Source organism: Streptomyces phaeolivaceus (genome assembly GCF_009184865.1).
GTDB lineage: Bacteria > Actinomycetota > Actinomycetes > Streptomycetales > Streptomycetaceae > Streptomyces > Streptomyces phaeolivaceus.
On the sequence record NZ_CP045096.1, the window covers coordinates 9,479,705 to 9,495,160 of the forward strand.

The following is a 15,456-nucleotide window of genomic DNA, read 5'->3' on the forward strand; positions in this document are numbered from 1 at the left end:
CGAGGCGGCGCTCAGCGGCTGCGGTGGAGTGCCACCAGCAGCTGCCACGCCTGGTCGGCGATCTCCTGCGGGGTGCCGTCGAGGAGGCCGTGCAGCCAGTCGGCGAGGACCCCCGCGAAGGTGGCCGCCACGGCGGACGCCACCAGCGGGGCGTCGGCGGCCCCCGCCAGCTCGCGTTCCCGCAGGCTGTAGGCGCGCAGGTCCCGGTGCAGGACCCGGCCGAGCGGTCCGCCGCCGCCGGGCGCCAGCAGCGTGCGGTACAGGGCCGCGTGCGGGGCGAGCCCGGCGAAGAACTCCGGCAGCGCGGCCGGCGCCTTCACCGGGTCGGGGCGCCCGCGCCAGGCGTGCAGCGCCTCCACGGCCTCCCGTACGACATCGGCGCAGGCGTCGACGGCCAGCGCCTCCAGGTCCGGGTAGTGCACATAGAAGGTGGCCCGGCCGACCCCCGCCCGGCGGACGAGCGCGGCCACACCGATCTCGTGCAGCGGATGCCGGGAGCACTCGTCCAGCAGGGCCTCCCGCAGCCTGGCCCGGGTCCGGGCGGCCCGGGGGTCCTCGGCGGCCCGGGGGTCCTCCGGGGTCATCCGGCGACGAGGACGGCGGCCAGGGCGAGCGCGCCGGGCAGCGCCTGGGCTACCAGGATGCGGCGGTTGGCGGTGGCGGCACCGTACACACCGGCGACGATCACACAGGCGAGGAAGAAGATCTGCACCCGGTAGCCGGTCGGGTCCCCGGCGATCAGGCCCCACACCAGACCGGCGGCGAGGAAGCCGTTGTAGAGCCCCTGGTTGGCGGCCATCGGGGCGGTCCGCCGGGCCATCTCCGCGTCGAACCCGTGGAAGCCCATCCCCGGCTTCTTCTGCCACAGGAACATCTCCATCACCAGGATGTACGCGTGCAGCAGGGCCACCAGCGCGACCAGCACGTTCGCCAGGATCTCCATGGTCAACAGACTCCGTCGTTCACTCGATGCCACGCCCATGTCTTGGACATGTGTCCACTATAGCTGGACGACTGTCCAGGAAGTCCACCCGGTGGCCGGTGATCGCCGCCGACGGGTTGTCAGACCCTGCCGCTAGGTTCCGGTCCATGAGTGAGCAAGCCACGCGTGAGCAAGCCATGAACGAGCGAGAGGTGATCGTGCGGCGGGCCCGTGCCGAGGAAGTGCCGGGGATCGTCGTCTCCAGTTCCCTGCTGTTCGCCGAGGACGGCGGGGAGCGGGACCCGAGCCTGAACGTGGACTGGCCTCGCCGCCACGGCGCCGAGGCCTTCACGGCCGCCCTCCAGGACCCCGGCCGGCTGCTGCTGGCCGCACTGCACGGCGACGAGGTGGTGGGCCATCTGTCGGGCTCGCTGTCCGGGCCCTCCGCCCTGCGGCCCGTCGGATCGGCCACCCTGATGGCGCTGTACGTCCGGCCCGAGCACCGCCGCGCCCGGGTCGGCGCCCGGCTCGTGGACACCTTCCTGGCCTGGGCGCGCGAACAGGGCGCGGTGCACGCCGAGGTGACGGCCTCGGCGGCCAACGCGGACGGCATCCGGTTCTACGAGCGGGAGGCGTTCCGCCCCCAGGCGCTCACGCTGCGGCTGAACCTGTAGCCGGTGGGTACCCGGGGAGCGTATGGGCGGCGGCGGACCTTCCCCCGAGCCCGGTATCCGTACGGAGGAGACATGGCACTGGTACAGGCGGGCCTCGTGGTGCTGGACTGCGCCGAGCCGGAGAGACTCGCGGTGTTCTACAGGGAACTGCTCGACGCGCGGGAGACGGACGCGACCGCCAACCGCGTCGAGATCGAGGGCGCCTGCGGTGCCCGGATGGCCTTCCGCCGGGACGTCAACGCCACCCCGCCCAGCTGGCCCCGCCCCGAGAACTCCCTCCAGGCCCATCTGGACTTCTACGTCGACGACCTCGACGAGGCCGAGCGGCGCATCGTCTCCCTCGGCGGACGCCCGGTCGACACCAAGGAACCGAGCGGACCGTTCGAGGAGCGCGGCTACTCCGACCCGGCCGGCCACTCCTTCACCCTGCGCCGCGAACACCCCACGGCTCCCAAGCAGGGCTAGCCGGGCCGCCCCCGCAGCCCCTGGACGTCGGTTCCGTGAACGTCAGTCCCGGCCGCCCTTCTCGGCGGCCGGCCACACCCCGGTGGACCGTTCGATGGCCTTCGCGCCCGTGCGGTCCACCGCGCTGCGGACGACGGCGAAGATCGCGCCCTGGACGGCCGCCGCGAGCAGCACCTCGCCCCAGCCGCGGTCCCGGTCCAGCGCGTCGGGCGCGTCGTCCTCGTCCCGGATCAGCTTCCAGGTCTTGCGGAACGCGGCCGTCGCCACCGCGCCGCTCACCCAGCCGAGGGCGAAGCCCAGGGGCTGATAGGCGAGGGGGAGCTTCAGCTTCTTCTTCTTGGACATGGGGTCCTCCTCCTTCACGTAGTGCTTCACGTGGTGCCGACCGGCCCCGGCGGCGTGCCGTCGCCGAACGGGCTGCCGCCCAGCTCCTCCCGGCCGTGCGGGGTGAGCCAGCCCGCCAGATCGGGCCCGAGCGGCACGATCGCGGTCGGGTTGATGCCCGTGTGCACCTGGTAGTAGTGCTGTTTGATGTGGTCGAAGTCGACGGTGTCACCGAATCCCGGGGTCTGGAAGAGATCACGGGCGTACGCCCACAGCACCCGGTCCTCGGCCAGCTTCCAGCGGTTGCACTTGAAGTGGCCGTGGTAGACGGGGTCGAAACGCACCAGCGTGGTGAAGAGCCGGATGTCCGCCTCCGTGACCGTCTCCCCGACGAGATAGCGCTGCCGCGCCAGCCGCTCCGACAGCGCCTCCAGCCGCCGGAACACCCCGGCGCAGGCCTCCTCGTACTCCTCCTGCCCGGTGGCGAAGCCCGCCCGGTACACCCCGTTGTTGACGTCCTGGTAGACCTCGGCCATCACCGCGTCGATCTCGTCGCGCAGGGCCTCGGGATACAGGTCGGGCGCGCCCGCGCGGTGCAGGTCCGTCCACTCGGTGGCCAGGTCGAGGGTGAGCCGCTGATGGTCGTTGGTGACCAGCTCGCCGCTCGGCACGTCCACCACCGCCGGAACACTGACCCCGCCGGGGTAGTCGCTCTCCCGCGCGTCGTACGCCTCCTTCAGGAAGCGGATGCCGAGCACCGGGTCGCGGCCGTCCGGGTCCAGGGTGAACCGCCAGCTGCGGTCGTCCTGGATCGGGTCGGCGACGGCCATCGACAGGGCGTCCTCCAGGCCCAGCAGCCGCCGTGAGATCACCGCCCGGCTCGCCCAGGGGCAGGCCCGGCTGACCACCAGCCGGTAGCGGCCCGGCTCCACCGGCCAGCCGTCGCGGCCGTCGACGGTGATCCGGTCCGCGAAATGGCTCCTGGACCGCTTGAACGCCTTCCGTCCGTACGCCGAGTTCCCCTCGCCGACACTCATACCGCCTGCCCTCCCGATCCGTCCGGTTACGTCTGCCCTGTGGAGGGTTCCCCGATTTCCGCGACGCCCACGGTGTGAGCGCGACCGGTCGGGGCAATCGGCGAAGGTGACCCGGACAGCGACAGACACCGAGACGACGGACGACCGCGGCGGGGCGGTGCACGAGGCAGCGCACGAGGGGCCGGGGGCCCACGAGGAGAGCAAGGCACGGCAGGACCGCAGGACCCGGGTCACCGTCCTCGTCGCCCTCGCCGCCAACCTCGTGATCGCCGCCGCCAAGACCGTCGGCGGGCTCCTCGCCGGATCGCCCGCCCTCCTCTCGGAGGCCGCCCACTCGGTCGCCGACAGCGTGAACGAGGTCTTCCTCCTCGCCGCGCTGCGCCGCAGCCGCCGCCCCGCCGACGCCCGGCACCCCTTCGGCTACGGCAAGGAACGCTTCTTCTGGTCCCTGCTGGCCGCCGTCGGCATCTTCGTGATGGGCGGCTGCTTCTCCTTCTACCAGGCCGTCCACGCCCTGACGGGCGGCGGCGGGGAGTCCTACGACGGCTATCTCGCCGGTATCGCCGTCCTCGGCGTCGCCCTTCTCTCCGAGGGCGCCTCACTGCTGCGGGCGCTGCATCAGGTGCGGACGCAGGGCGGCGGCGCCGAAGGACCGAAGGACCCGGCGCTGCGCACGGTCGTCGCCGAGGACGGCACGGCGGTGCTCGGTGTGGCCCTCGCGATCGCCGGGATGGCCCTGCACATGGCGACCGGCCGGGTGATCTGGGAGGCGTCCGCCTCCTTCGCGATCGGGGCGCTGCTCGTGTACGTCGCCTACCGGCTCGGCCGGGACACCCGCGAACAGCTCGTCGGGGTCGCCGCCGACCCCGAGGCCGACCGGAGGATTCGCACGCTGCTGGAGGCACAGCCCGAGATCGACACCGTCGAGGCCCTGCTCACCATGCAACTCGGCCTGGACTCCACCCTCGTGGCCGCCCGGGTCGACCTCGTCCCCGGGCTGGACAGCGAGGAGGTCGAGACGGTCGCCGTCCGTATCAAGGCCTCGATCGCCCATGTCGTCCCCGAGGCCGAGCAGATCTTCCTCGACGTGACGGAGAAGACGGGGCCGGGGGAGCGGGCGGGGCGGCGGGCAGGGGAAAGCCCCGCCGCGACGGGGGAACGCGGCGGGGCCTGAGGCTCGGGTGCCCGGTGCGCGCGCGCGACACGTCGCAGATTTTTCCCCGGACTCTCCCGCGCCTGTGACCTGCGCTATCTCCGGCGGGCCGTCACCCCTCGGCCGACTCCAGCACGAAGACGGGAATCTCCCGGTCGGTCTTCTTCTGGTAGTCGGCGTACGGCGGGTACGCGGCGACCGCGCGCTCCCACCACTCGGCCTTCTCGTCGCCGGTGATCTCGCGCGCGGTCAGGTCCTGCCGCGCGGGTCCGTCCTGCAGTTCCACACGCGGGTCGGACTTGATGTTGTGGTACCAGACGGGGTGCTTGGGCGCGCCGCCCTGCGAGGCCACGACCGCGTACCGCCCGTCGTGCTCCACGCGCATCAGCGGTGTCTTGCGGATCTTCCCGCTCTTCGCGCCGCGTGTGGTGAGCACGATGACCGGCATACCGGTGTCCAGCAGTGTCGTTCCCTGCGTGCCGCCCGAGCTCTCGTACAACTCGACCTGCTCGCGCACCCACTGGGTCGGGCTGGGTACGTATTCGCCCTCAAGTGGCATGGCAACCGTCCCTTGCTGTCGCGTTCCGAACTGTCCTCCGCATTCAACACCGGTCGCTGCCGGAATCAATCCTCACGCGGCTACAGCATCAGCACCGCGAGCACCGCGATCACGGCGCTGGACACCAGGCCCGTGACGAGCCGCCCCCGGTGTCCGGTCAGGGCCCGCCCGAGCAGGGCGCCGCCGCCCGCGAGGAGCAGTTGCCAGCTGGCGGAGGCCAGGAACGCGGCGAGGACGAACACGCCTTGTTCCAGGGCGCTCACGGCCTCGGTGGCGCGGCTGCCGAGCACGAGCGCGGCGAAGTAGACGACCGTGGTGGGGTTGAGGAGGGTGATCCCCAGCAGGGTGGCGTAGGCGCGGGCCGGGCCCACCGGGTCGCGCTGGGCGCGGGTGGTGAGACTCCGGGCGCGGTACCGGCGCAGGGCCGTGACCGCGCCCCGGACCGCGAGGGCGAGGAGCACCAGGGCGGAGGCCCAGCGCAGGGGCGTCAGTACCGGTTGCAGCGCGGCGGCGAGGGCCGTGCCGCCGAGGGCGGCGAGCAGGGCGTACAGTCCGTCGGCCGTCGCGACGCCGAGCGCGGCGCAGGCTCCGGTCCGCAGGGACGTACGGGCGGTGAGGGAGACGAGATAGGTCGCGACCGCTCCGACGGGGATGGCGATGCCATAGCCGGCGAGGAGCCCCGCGACGAGCGCGGCCGTCATGACCGGGGCGGTGTCGGTCCCCACGGTCGGCCGGACCGCTGCTGCCCCCGCACCGGCGAGGCGGTGGCGGGGGTCAGCGGCAGGGAGGCGTGGTCGATGAGCATGGGCAGATCCTGGGGCCGGGCGCCCGGCCCCGGCAAGCGAATTACCGGCGGCCCCGGCGGGTGCGGATCACCGCCGGCTCTTGACCATGGTTCCGCGCCCGCACGTGTTGTTTGAACTCAAACGAAAAGCGTGCGGGTGATGTCAGGCCTTCGGACGCCGGCCGCTGCGGCGGGGCGCGGGATCGGCGCCGTTCAGCAGGGTGCGGCGGCGCTCCTCACCGTGCTCCTCGACCTGGAGCACGACACTGCGCAGCCCCTCGGCGAGGCTTCGGCACTGCGCGTCGTCGAGCTGTCCGGTGACGAAGGCCTCCTCCTCGTTGAACGCGGGGAGTACCCGCCGCATCAACTCCTCGCCCTTGTCGGTGAGGGCCAGCAGCACCAGCCGTCCGTCCGTCGGATGGTCGGCCCGCCGGACCAGGCCGCGCGACTCCAGCGTCCGGGCCACACCCGTCAGCGTGCCCTTGGAGATACCCGCCTCCTCGGCCACGTGCCGGGTCTCGGACTCGCCCCACACCCACACCACCCACAGCACCACGAAGGCCGTCCAGGTCAGGTCGGAGGCGCGCAGCACCGAGTTCTCCAGGTGCTGCCGCACCGCCGACGCGGCCCGGTAGATGTTCGCCACGGCCGCCATCTGCTCCCGGCGGATCGGGAAGTCCCCCAGTTTCGCCGCGGTGAGCTTCTCGGCTTCGGTGATGGATCGCTGGCCGGGCACGGGTGCTCCTCGGATAGATGGTGCGGTCGGGTCGACGGTGCGGTCCGGACCGATGGTTCGGTGCGGACCGATGGTTCGGTGCGGACCGATGGTTCGGTCATTCGGGATCAAATTGTACGGAGGAGAGGGACTGGACCATGAGCACCACCCCCCCGCGTGCTGCTGGTCCTCAGCGAGAACTGGACCCTCACCGGCGGCCGGGCCGACCTGCCCGCCGCCGTACGGTGGGCACGCGAGGCCGAGGACGCCGGGTTCGACCCCGTCGTGGTCGGCGAACACATCGTGCTCGGCCCCGACGCCGCCGCCGACGGCATCATGGGCAACCCCCGCGACTACGCCCTCCCCGGCAATCAGGACCCGTACACCCCCTGGCCCACTCCCTGCTGCTGCTCGCCTCCATCGCCTCCGTCACCGAGCGCCTGCGGCTGGCCGCCGCGGCCGTCCTCGCCCCGCTGCGCCACCCCCTGCTGATGGCCCGTGAACTCGGCACCCTCGATCTGCTCACCGAGGGACGGCTGCTGGTACAGCCCACGGTCAGCTGGAGCGCGGACGAGTACGACGCGCTCGGCGTGCTCTTCGGCAGGCGCGGCCGGCTGCTCGACGAGCACCTGGCGGTCTGGGCCAGGGCCTGGGGGCCGTCCCCGATCTCCCACGACAGCGAGCACTACCCGTTCCGGGACGTCTACTTCGAGCCGAAGGCGTACCGCCCCGGGGGCCCGAGGCTGTGGTTCGGCGGCCAGCGCCTGCACGGCCCCGTACTGCGCCGGCCGGTCCGGTACGGCCACGGCTTCCCCCCCCGGCAGGCCCACCCCCGACGACCTCAAGACGCTCCACGAGGCGATGGCCGCCGCCGGACGGGACGCCGCCGAACCGGAGATGATCGGCGGCACCCAGGCGGTCCTCCCCGACGACCACTCCCCGGCGGACCTCGGCGCCGCCCTCGCCTCGATACCGGAACAGCTGGAACAGGGCTTCACGACCTTCTGCGTCAAGCCCAACCAGTTCATCGACGGCCCCGGCGGCGTGGGCGCCTTCTGCAAGGACGTCATGCGACGGGTGGAGGCGCTCACGGGCTGACGGCACGGTGACGGCACGGGGAGGCCGACGCCGTCGCCGGCGTCGGCCCCTTCGCAAGTGCCGGCTCGGCGCTCGAAGACGATGCCGCCGTCGAACACGGTCATGTCCACCTGGATGCCGGTGATGTCGTGCGCGTCGAGGTCCAGCAGCGGCCGGTCCAGGACGCAGAGGTCGGCCACCTTGCCCACCTCCACGGCCCCCTTCCACTCCTCGGCGAAGTCCTGCCGCGCCGGGTTGATCGTGTACGCCCGCAGCGCCTCGGCGAGTTCCACACGCTGTTCGGGGCCGTTGACCCGGCCGCTGGCCTTCGACTCGCGCAGCAGCATCCCGGCGACACCCTGCCGCCAGTCCGGCTCGGTGATCGGCGCGTCCGAACTGGCGCACACCGCCACACCCGCGTCGAAGGCCGAACGCGCGGGCCACTGGTACGCCGACCGCTCCGCGCCCACGACCTCCGCCATCAGATCGGAGATCGTCCACTTGATCGCCGGGTTCATGTTGACGCCGTAGCCGTGCGCGGCCAGCCGGGCGAGGCTGTCGGCACCGATGAAGGCGACCCGTACGCCGGAGAGGCCGGAGAGGCCGGAGAGGCCGGAGAGGCCGGAGAGGAAGAAGAGGGCGGCGGGCGCGGGGAGTTCCACTGGGCACGGGCCCTGGACCTGCTGGCGGCGGGCGGCGAGGGGCCGATCCGCACGCCCCTCACACGCTGAGTTCCGTCGCCGTCCCCCTCGGCAGCCAGCGGAACACGTCCCGTACCTCGGCCGGCGCCTCGGAGAGCGTCCGCTCGGCCGCCGTACGGGCCTCACGGAAGTGACTCCACCCTTCGTAGTGCACCGGCACGACCGTACGGGGCCGCAGCAGCCGGCAGACCTCCACGGCCCCGGCGGCGGTCATCGTGTAGCGGAGCGGGCCGGTGATCGGGAAGCCGACGCCGCCGAGGTGCAGCAGCGCGGTGCCCACGGTCAGACGGCGGCCCACCTCCCGTACACCGTCGAAGAGGACCGTGTCGCCGGAGATCCACAGCACGCCGTGCGACTGGCCGGGCCAGGAGAGGGCGAAGCCGGTCACCTCGCCGACGACCGGGCGGGACAGCGGCGGGCCGTGCCGGGCGGGGGTGGCGGTGACCTCGACGGTCGTGCCGTCGGGGGAGGACAGCTTCCAGGTGTCCCAGGGCGCCAGCCCGTGGGCGTTGCCGCCGAGCCGCCGCGCCCCGGCCGGGGTGGTGAGCACCGTCCTCACGCCTGGCAGCAGGGCGCGGCCGGCGTCGTCGAGATTGTCGCCGTGATGGTCGTGGGTGAGCAGCACCGCGTCCACCGGGGGCAGTTCGGCCGCCGGGAACGCGGGCCCGGCCGTCTTGCGGGACGAGGTGCCCCAGCCGAAGGCGTAGCGGCGGCCCGGCGGATCGAACGTCGGGTCGGTGAGCAGCCGCAGGCCATCGATCTCGATCAGGGCGGTGGGGCCGCCGATGTGCGTGACGCGGACGCCGGTCATCGGGATTCCTTCCGGAAAAGGCCCGGGGCGGCCGTGGCGACGGCCGCCCCGGGTACGGGAGTCAGCGCGCGTGCGAGACCGCCCAGTCGAGGGCGTCGTCCGCGACCGCCTCCCAGCCGGGCGCGGCGGGCAGCAGATGCGGCATCCCCGGGTACTCCTTGACCTCGGTGACCGTGTGCGCCTTGTAGTGCTTGGCGTTGGACTGCTGCACCTTGGGCGGCATCAGATGGTCCTTCTCGCCCGACACGAACAACAGCGGCGGCCGGTCCTCGTTGTGGTAGTTCACATAGGTGCTCTGGTGGCCGGGGCGCAGGGTGGCCAGGGCGCTGTCCCAGAAGATGCTGCCGGACGCCGGGATCGCGTACCGCTCGTACAGTGCCCTCGACTCCTCCTCCGGGAAGGTGTTGGTGAAGGCGTAGTGCCACTGGTCGAAGGTCAGACCGACCGCGCGATGCCGGTTCGCCGGGTTCTTCAGCACCGGGAACGCCGACTTGATCTGGGTCAGCGGCAGTACGGCGACACCCTCGGTGGGCGCCGAGTTGATCGCCACGCCCGCCGCGCCGAGCGCCCGGTCCAGCAGGAGCTGGACGAAGACGCCGCCCGCGGAGTGACCGATGAGGACCGGCGGCCTGTCGAGGCCCTGGACCAGGGACACCAGGCTGTCGACGATCTGCGGGACCGTCACCTTCTCGATCGGGGTGGTGTCGGCGTTCAGCGACTCGACCTCCACCTCGAAGCCCGGGTAGGCCGGGGCGAGGACCCGGTAGCCGCGCTTCTCGTAGTGGGCGACCCAGTGCTCCCAACTCCGGGGTGTCACCCAGAAACCGTGGATCAGGACGATCGTGTCGGGACTGCTCATCGTTTTCCTTCCAGGAACGGGAACGAGGTGAACAGGACGTGCGGGCGTGCGGGGCCTGCGGGACCTGCGAGGTGTGCGGGCTCAGGAGTTGAGGAACTCCAGCAGATCCGCGCCGAGTTGCTCCTTGTGCGTGTCCGTGATGCCGTGCGGGGCTCCCGGATAGACCTTCAGCGTCGCGTTCTTGATCCGCGCCGCCGACGCCTTGCCGCCCACCTCGAACGGCACGACCTGGTCGTCGTCGCCGTGGACGACCAGCGCGGGCACGTCCACGGCGTCGAGGTCGGCACGGAAGTCGGTGGCGGAGAACGCGGCGACGCATTCGTAGGCGTTGCGGTGCCCCGACTGCAGGCCCTGCAGCCAGAACGCGTCCCGGACGCCCTGCGACACATCCGCGCCGGGCCGGTTGTTCCCGAAGAACGGGCCGTCGGCGAGGTCCCGGTACAGCTGCGACCGGTCGGCCAGCGATCCGGCGCGGATCGAGTCGAACACCTCGACGGGCACACCGCCGGGGTTGTCGTCGGTCCTGAGCATGAACGGCGGTACGGCGGAGACCAGCACCAACTGCGCGACCCGGCCGGTGCCGTGCCTGCCGATGTAGCGGGCCACCTCGCCGCCGCCGGTGGAGAACCCGACGAGCGTGACGTCCCGCAGATCGAGGGTGTCGATCAGGGTGGCCAGGTCGTCGGCGTAGGTGTTCATCTCGTTGCCGTGCCAGGTCTGGGTGGAACGGCCGTGTCCGCGCCGGTCGTGCGCGACGACACGGAAACCGTGGGTGGCGAGGAACAGCTGCTGCGCCTCCCAGCTGTCCGAGCTCAGGGGCCAGCCGTGGCTCAGCACGACCGGGCGTCCCTGACCCCAGTCCTTGTAAAAGATCTGTGCCCCGTCGGCTGCGGTGACGTACGGCATGGGGTGCTCCCGTCTGCGGGCGGTTCCGACCCGTGCATCCTCCGACGGGCCGGACCGCCCCCGAATCCTGTGGAACGCGTAGTCGCGACGCGCGCTCGTGACGCCCGGTCGTGACCTGTGAGCGCCGCGCGTGGTCGCCCCACGGTCCCGGGCCGTGTCCCGGGCCGTGACCCGGGCCGTGGTTCGACGCTAAGCCGGGGCTCCCCGCCCCGCCACAGCGGCTCACAGCTCCGGGATCCGCGACAGCTGCCGGCGCGAGGTGACGTCGAGCTTCCGGAAGATCTTCCGCAGGTGGTAGTCGACCGTGCTCGCGCTGATGAACAGCCGGGCGGCGATCTCGGCGTTGGTCGCGCCGTCCCTGGCGAGCCGGGCGATGGTCAGCTCCTGCGGGGTCAGCGCGCCGCCCGTCCCCGCCGGGCCGCGCCGCGGATGCTCACCGGTCGCGGCCAGTTCCTGCGCGGCGCGCGTCGCGTAGCCCCTGGCCCGCATGGTGTCGAACATCGCCAGCGCCGTACGCAGCTGCTCCCGGGCGTCCCTGCGGCGCTTGCGGCGGCGCAGCCACTCGCCGTACAGCAGATGGGCCACGGCCAGGTCGGCGCGGGCGCCGCCGCCGGAGAGCAGGGCGATCGCCTCGCGGTACAGCGGGTCGGCGTCGCCCGCGGGCGCGAGCAGGGCCCGGCAGCGCGCCAGCAGACCGCGCGCCCACGCGGTGCCGGTCGCCGTCGCCCGGGACTCCAGGGTCTTCAGGGCCGTCGTGGCGAGGACCCGGTCGCCGCAGCGCACGGCGGCCTCGACCAGGTGGGGCAGGAGCCGGGAGTGGTAGGCGAACGTGTCGTGGCCGGTCAGCTCCTGGGTGATCGTCCGGGCACGGGAGTAGTCCCCGGAGCCGAGCGCGAGGACCGCCATGCCGATCCGGGCGATGGACTCCACCGCGCCGTTGCCCAGCCAGGTACCGGCCTCCATGGAGCCCCGCAGGACATCCTCCAGCCCGTCGGTGTCCGCGTGCCAGGCGAGCAGTTCGGGGTGGCGGTAGATGGCCCAGGTGTCGTCGGTGGCGCCGATCGCCGCCCGGATCTGGAGGCCCTGGGCGTGCAGTTCGTCCGCGAGGGCCAGCTCGCCGAGGTTGGTCTCGTGCATCACCGAGCAGTACAGGGCGGTGTCCAGCTGCGGCAGCGAACCGGTGGCGCGGGCCACGTCGGCGGCCCGGCGCATGACCGCCCGCTGGACCTCCTCGTCCCACAGCATCATCGACAGCGTGATGGTGGGCAGATAGGCGCGGAGCACGTCCTCGTCCGGCGTCCGCGGGTCCAGCAGCATCGTGTGGGCCCGCCGCATCGCGGGCACGGCCCGCTCGTAGCCGTCGGTGACGAGGACGGCGAAGGCGCGCAGCACCAGATCGACGCCGGTCGCGGGCGCGCCGCGGGGCAGCAGGTCGTCCACGGCGCGCGCGATGTCGGCGACGGTGGCGTCCCGCATCAGGTGCTCCGAGGTGATCGCGCCCTCCACCGCCCGCAGCAGGGCCTCCCGGGCCAGCTCCGGAGCGCCCTCGGCGAGGGCCCGCGCGGCGCGCAGACACAGCGCGGGCGCCCTCGCGAACGAGTCCGCGTCGCCGAGGAGCGTCACCGCGTGGGAGCGCACCAGCAGGGCCCGGCCCCGGCCGACGTCGCCGAGCAGGCCCACGTCGATGGCGTCGAGCAGCGACTCCGCCTGGAGCGGCGCCCCGGCCGCCAGCGCGGCCTCCGCCGCCGCCAGCAGCCGGCCGGCCCGCGCGACCTCTCCCGGGGTCAGCTCCGCGGATCTGCCGAGGAACGTGGCGCGGGCCGCGTGGCCGCCCCGCGCGCCCGCCCGGTCGGCCGAGCGCTCCACCTCGGCCGCCACCTCCTCGTCCGGCCCGAGGACGGCCGCCGCCAGATGCCAGGCCCGCCGGTCGGAGTCGGCGGGCCGGTCCGTCACCTCGGCCAGCGCCCGGTGCGCCCGCCGCCGCTCCACGCTGGTGGCACCGCCGTACACCGCCGACCGCACCAGCGGATGCCGGAACTCGACGGCCGTGCGCAGCACCACCAGCCCCGCCGCCTCGGCCGGACCCGAGTCCTCGGGGCCGGCACCGAGCCGCCGCGCCGCGCCGGTGACATAGCCGAGGTCGCCGCCGGGCACCGCCGCCGCCAGCAGCAGCCAGGTCTGGGCCGCCGCCGGCAGTTCGCGCACCCGCCGCAGATAGTGCGCCTCCAGCCGGCCGCCCACGGGCAGCGGCTCGGGCAGCGCGAGGGAGCCGGAGAACTGGTCGGCGGTCAGCTCCTGGCCCAGGTCGGCAAGGGCGAGCGGATTCCCGGCGGTCGCGGCCACGATCCGCGCGGCCACCCGGGCGTCCAGCGGCCCGGTGACGGCCTCCCGCAGCAGTTCCAGGGCGAACGGCTCCTCCAGGCCGGTGATCTCGGTGACCGGCAGACCTGCGGGCGCCTCGAACCCGGTGCGGGCCGCGAACAGCAGCCCGACGCCCTCGGCGTGCACCCGCCGCCCCACGAAGGCGAGCACGCCGAGCGACTCCTCGTCGAGCCACTGCGCGTCGTCCACGCAGGCCAGCACCGGCCGTCGTTTCGCGGCCTCGGCGAGCAGGGTCAGCGTCGCGAGCCCCACCAGGAACCGGTCGGCGGGCGGCCCGTCGGCCAGCCCGCACGCCACCCTCAGCGCCTCGTGCTGCGACGGCGGCAGCGCACCGGGTTCCTTCAGGCCGTCCAGGAACGGCACCAGCAGCCGGTGCAGCGCGGCGAACGGGAATCCCGACTCCGACTCCACGCCCGCCACCCGTAACACCCGCAGATCGGCGGCCCCCCGGCCCGCGTGATCGAGCAGCACCGTCTTGCCGATCCCGGCGTCGCCCCGCAGCAGCACAACCCCGCTCAGCCCCTGCCGTACCTCCGCCACCAGCCGGTCGAGCCGTTCCCGCTCCCTGACCCGCCCCTTGAGAACCACGACGACGCCCTTCAACCGGGGGCCTCCTGTGTAGGCCGTATGAGGTTTTGGTGAAGCCTCCTCATTCAATCAGCGCGCGGCCCGCCGTACGCGGGCATCGGGCGAGAGCGGTACAGGGTGATCCGTCCGTGACGGATGAGGCACGCGTTCAACCGAACGGTTGAACGCGTCGACGGCCTACGGGCGACGCGCCGCGGCCCCCGTCGCTCACAGACTTACGGTGCCGCCGCAGCGGCACCGCCGTACGAGTCAGCCCTGAAAGGACCTTCCCCCACATGGCCAGCAGCTTCAGCAGGCGACGCATCCTCACCACCGGGGCGGGCGCCGCGCTCGGCGGCCTCGCCGCGACCGGCACCGCGCACGCCGCCGCCACCGCGTCGGCGTCGAACTCCCGTACGGCGGACCGGAGTCCGGGAACGAGCGCGCAGGCGGGTGCCGAGGAGACCCGCTCCCTCGACGAGCTGTACCGCGACGCGGTCGCCGAGGGCGGCAGGCTCGTCATCTACGCGGGCGGCGACACCGCCACCCAACAGGACTTCACCGTCCAGGCGTTCCGCGCCCGCTTCCCCGACATCGACCTGACGATGGTCGTGGACTACAGCAAGTACCACGACGTCCGCGTCGACAACCAGCTCGCCACCGGCACCCTCGTCCCCGACGTCGTCCAGCTCCAGACGCTCCAGGACTTCACCCGCTGGAAGAGCCAGGGCAGGCTGCTGCACTACAGGCCCGCCGGATTCTCCAAGCTGTACAAGGACTTCCGCGACCCGCAGGGCGCCTGGACGGCCGTCCAGGTCATCGCCTTCAGCTACATGTACGGCGTCGACGCCGTCGCCGGGAACGCGCCCAAGTCGCCCCGCGAGCTGGTCGACCCGCGCTGGAAGGACGCCATCGCCTCCTCCTACCCGCACGACGACGACGCGGTGCTGTACCTCTTCTCCCTCTACCAGGAGGCCTACGGCTGGGACTGGATCGCCGAGTTCGCCGCCCAGCAGCCGCAGTTCAACCGGGGCTCGCACACCCCGGGCGTCGCCGTCAACGCCAAGCGGAAGGCCATCGGCGTCGGCGGCTCCGGCACACTGACCGCGCCCCCGACCGCCGCGACCCGCTTCGCCGTGGCCGACGGACACCCCTTCATTGCCTGGGGCCAGCGTGCCGCGATCCTCAGGAAGGCCGCCAACCCCACCGCCGGCAAGCTGTACCTCAACTGGGCGCTGTCCACCGAACGCCAGCAGGGCTCCTTCAACGGCTGGTCCGTCCGCACGGACGTCACCCCCGCCGGCGGGCTGAAGCCCGTGTGGACCTACCGGAACGCCCACCTCGACGGCTTCCCCCGGTTCATGGAGGACCGCGCCCAGGTCGAGCGCTGGAAGCAGACCTTCGCCCTCTACTTCGGCGAGGTCAAGGGCGACCCGACACCGGGCGTCCTCGGCCTGCACCCCGGGCGGTAGCAGCGCGCACCGGACGGGCACGGCGCACTCCCTCACGTCCCCTTACCT

At 72.9% G+C, this 15,456-nt stretch carries 16 protein-coding genes and 1 pseudogene; 5 read left to right on the forward strand and 12 right to left on the reverse strand.

Annotation, left to right across the window (positions count from 1 at the left end; all coding sequences use genetic code 11):
• Positions 1–11 precede the first annotated feature (11 nt).
• Together F9278_RS43170 and F9278_RS43175 are read right to left on the reverse strand one after the other, a co-directional pair.
• The gene (locus tag F9278_RS43170; RefSeq protein ID WP_152173186.1) at positions 12–584 is read right to left on the reverse strand and encodes a TetR/AcrR family transcriptional regulator; all 573 of its coding nucleotides are present in this window, start codon (positions 582–584) and stop codon (positions 12–14) included.
• The gene (locus tag F9278_RS43175; RefSeq protein WP_152174493.1) at positions 581–943 is read right to left on the reverse strand and encodes a DUF1304 domain-containing protein; all 363 of its coding nucleotides are present in this window, start codon (positions 941–943) and stop codon (positions 581–583) included. Before F9278_RS43175 ends, F9278_RS43170 begins: the two co-directional genes overlap by 4 nt.
• A 146-nt stretch (positions 944–1,089) precedes the next feature.
• Between F9278_RS43175 and F9278_RS43180 the strand changes: the two genes are divergently transcribed.
• Positions 1,090–1,596 (forward strand): GNAT family N-acetyltransferase, encoded by a 507-nt coding sequence (locus F9278_RS43180; RefSeq protein ID WP_226967186.1) that lies wholly within the window; start codon positions 1,090–1,092, stop codon positions 1,594–1,596.
• Positions 1,597–1,668: 72 nt separating this feature from the next.
• Positions 1,669–2,061 carry a VOC family protein gene (locus F9278_RS43185; RefSeq protein WP_152173187.1) on the forward strand — a complete coding sequence of 131 codons (393 nt, stop codon included), beginning with the start codon at positions 1,669–1,671 and terminating at the stop codon, positions 2,059–2,061.
• A gap of 42 nt (positions 2,062–2,103) precedes the next feature.
• On the opposite strand, the gene F9278_RS43190 is transcribed toward F9278_RS43185, so the two are convergent.
• The gene (locus F9278_RS43190; RefSeq protein WP_152173188.1) at positions 2,104–2,406 is read right to left on the reverse strand and encodes a DUF4235 domain-containing protein; all 303 of its coding nucleotides are present in this window, start codon (positions 2,404–2,406) and stop codon (positions 2,104–2,106) included.
• A gap of 26 nt (positions 2,407–2,432) precedes the next feature.
• Positions 2,433–3,422, reverse strand: coding sequence for a glutathione S-transferase family protein (locus tag F9278_RS43195; RefSeq protein ID WP_152173189.1), 990 nt, complete (start codon positions 3,420–3,422; stop codon positions 2,433–2,435).
• A gap of 157 nt (positions 3,423–3,579) precedes the next feature.
• Here F9278_RS43195 and F9278_RS43200 point away from each other — a divergent pair, with 157 nt between their 5' ends.
• Entirely contained in the window at positions 3,580–4,596 is a 1,017-nt protein-coding gene (locus F9278_RS43200; RefSeq protein ID WP_226967384.1) for a cation diffusion facilitator family transporter, read from the forward strand.
• A 91-nt stretch (positions 4,597–4,687) separates the two neighbouring features.
• Here F9278_RS43200 and F9278_RS43205 read toward each other — a convergent pair whose 3' ends face one another.
• The 3 genes from F9278_RS43205 to F9278_RS43215 all read right to left on the reverse strand — a co-directional run bounded on the left by F9278_RS43205 (position 4,688) and on the right by F9278_RS43215 (position 6,654).
• Positions 4,688–5,134, reverse strand: a complete 447-nt coding sequence (locus F9278_RS43205; protein WP_152173191.1) for a nitroreductase family deazaflavin-dependent oxidoreductase — start codon at positions 5,132–5,134, stop codon at positions 4,688–4,690.
• Between the two features lie 80 nt (positions 5,135–5,214).
• Complete coding sequence (locus F9278_RS43210) at positions 5,215–5,835, reverse strand: LysE family transporter (protein WP_193242097.1); 621 nt, start codon at positions 5,833–5,835, stop codon at positions 5,215–5,217.
• 246 nt (positions 5,836–6,081) lie between these two features.
• The gene (locus F9278_RS43215; RefSeq protein ID WP_152173193.1) at positions 6,082–6,654 is read right to left on the reverse strand and encodes a MarR family winged helix-turn-helix transcriptional regulator; all 573 of its coding nucleotides are present in this window, start codon (positions 6,652–6,654) and stop codon (positions 6,082–6,084) included.
• 137 nt (positions 6,655–6,791) lie between these two features.
• Here F9278_RS43215 and F9278_RS43220 point away from each other — a divergent pair, with 137 nt between their 5' ends.
• Positions 6,792–7,742: an LLM class flavin-dependent oxidoreductase gene (locus F9278_RS43220; protein ID WP_226967385.1), complete on the forward strand. Its 951-nt coding sequence runs from the start codon at positions 6,792–6,794 to the stop codon at positions 7,740–7,742.
• A 57-nt stretch (positions 7,743–7,799) separates the two neighbouring features.
• Here the strand turns inward: F9278_RS43220 and F9278_RS43225 are convergent.
• From F9278_RS43225 to F9278_RS43245, 5 genes and pseudogenes are all read right to left on the reverse strand, one after another.
• Positions 7,800–8,282, reverse strand: a pseudogene (locus tag F9278_RS43225) (amidohydrolase family protein); the annotation flags it as partial.
• Positions 8,283–8,430: 148 nt separating this feature from the next.
• On the reverse strand, positions 8,431–9,222 hold the full coding sequence (locus tag F9278_RS43230; RefSeq protein ID WP_152173194.1) for an MBL fold metallo-hydrolase: 792 nt from the start codon (positions 9,220–9,222) through the stop codon (positions 8,431–8,433).
• A 61-nt stretch (positions 9,223–9,283) separates the two neighbouring features.
• Positions 9,284–10,081 carry an alpha/beta hydrolase gene (locus F9278_RS43235; RefSeq protein ID WP_152173195.1) on the reverse strand — a complete coding sequence of 266 codons (798 nt, stop codon included), beginning with the start codon at positions 10,079–10,081 and terminating at the stop codon, positions 9,284–9,286.
• Positions 10,082–10,162: 81 nt separating this feature from the next.
• Positions 10,163–10,987: an alpha/beta fold hydrolase gene (locus tag F9278_RS43240; protein WP_152173196.1), complete on the reverse strand. Its 825-nt coding sequence runs from the start codon at positions 10,985–10,987 to the stop codon at positions 10,163–10,165.
• A gap of 222 nt (positions 10,988–11,209) precedes the next feature.
• Positions 11,210–13,972: an ATP-binding protein gene (locus F9278_RS43245; protein ID WP_226967187.1), complete on the reverse strand. Its 2,763-nt coding sequence runs from the start codon at positions 13,970–13,972 to the stop codon at positions 11,210–11,212.
• Between the two features lie 260 nt (positions 13,973–14,232).
• Here F9278_RS43245 and F9278_RS43250 point away from each other — a divergent pair, with 260 nt between their 5' ends.
• The gene (locus tag F9278_RS43250) at positions 14,233–15,408 is read left to right on the forward strand and encodes an ABC transporter substrate-binding protein (RefSeq protein ID WP_152173197.1); all 1,176 of its coding nucleotides are present in this window, start codon (positions 14,233–14,235) and stop codon (positions 15,406–15,408) included.
• The last annotated feature ends 48 nt before the right edge of the window (positions 15,409–15,456 follow it).

What these genes read in the sequence shown, in the direction of transcription:
- F9278_RS43170 (WP_152173186.1), bottom strand. Translation starts at nt 584, where the DNA reads ATGACCCCGGAGGACCCCCGGGCCGCCGAGGACCCCCGGGCCGCCCGG.
- F9278_RS43175 (WP_152174493.1), bottom strand. Translation starts at nt 943, where the DNA reads ATGGAGATCCTGGCGAACGTGCTGGTCGCGCTGGTGGCCCTGCTGCAC.
- F9278_RS43180 (WP_226967186.1), top strand. Translation starts at nt 1,090, where the DNA reads ATGAGTGAGCAAGCCACGCGTGAGCAAGCCATGAACGAGCGAGAGGTG.
- F9278_RS43185 (WP_152173187.1), top strand. Translation starts at nt 1,669, where the DNA reads ATGGCACTGGTACAGGCGGGCCTCGTGGTGCTGGACTGCGCCGAGCCG.
- F9278_RS43190 (WP_152173188.1), bottom strand. Translation starts at nt 2,406, where the DNA reads ATGTCCAAGAAGAAGAAGCTGAAGCTCCCCCTCGCCTATCAGCCCCTG.
- F9278_RS43195 (WP_152173189.1), bottom strand. Translation starts at nt 3,422, where the DNA reads ATGAGTGTCGGCGAGGGGAACTCGGCGTACGGACGGAAGGCGTTCAAG.
- F9278_RS43205 (WP_152173191.1), bottom strand. Translation starts at nt 5,134, where the DNA reads ATGCCACTTGAGGGCGAATACGTACCCAGCCCGACCCAGTGGGTGCGC.
- F9278_RS43210 (WP_193242097.1), bottom strand. Translation starts at nt 5,835, where the DNA reads ATGACGGCCGCGCTCGTCGCGGGGCTCCTCGCCGGCTATGGCATCGCC.
- F9278_RS43220 (WP_226967385.1), top strand. Translation starts at nt 6,792, where the DNA reads ATGAGCACCACCCCCCCGCGTGCTGCTGGTCCTCAGCGAGAACTGGAC.
- F9278_RS43230 (WP_152173194.1), bottom strand. Translation starts at nt 9,222, where the DNA reads ATGACCGGCGTCCGCGTCACGCACATCGGCGGCCCCACCGCCCTGATC.
- F9278_RS43235 (WP_152173195.1), bottom strand. Translation starts at nt 10,081, where the DNA reads ATGAGCAGTCCCGACACGATCGTCCTGATCCACGGTTTCTGGGTGACA.
- F9278_RS43240 (WP_152173196.1), bottom strand. Translation starts at nt 10,987, where the DNA reads ATGCCGTACGTCACCGCAGCCGACGGGGCACAGATCTTTTACAAGGAC.
- F9278_RS43250 (WP_152173197.1), top strand. Translation starts at nt 14,233, where the DNA reads ATGGCCAGCAGCTTCAGCAGGCGACGCATCCTCACCACCGGGGCGGGC.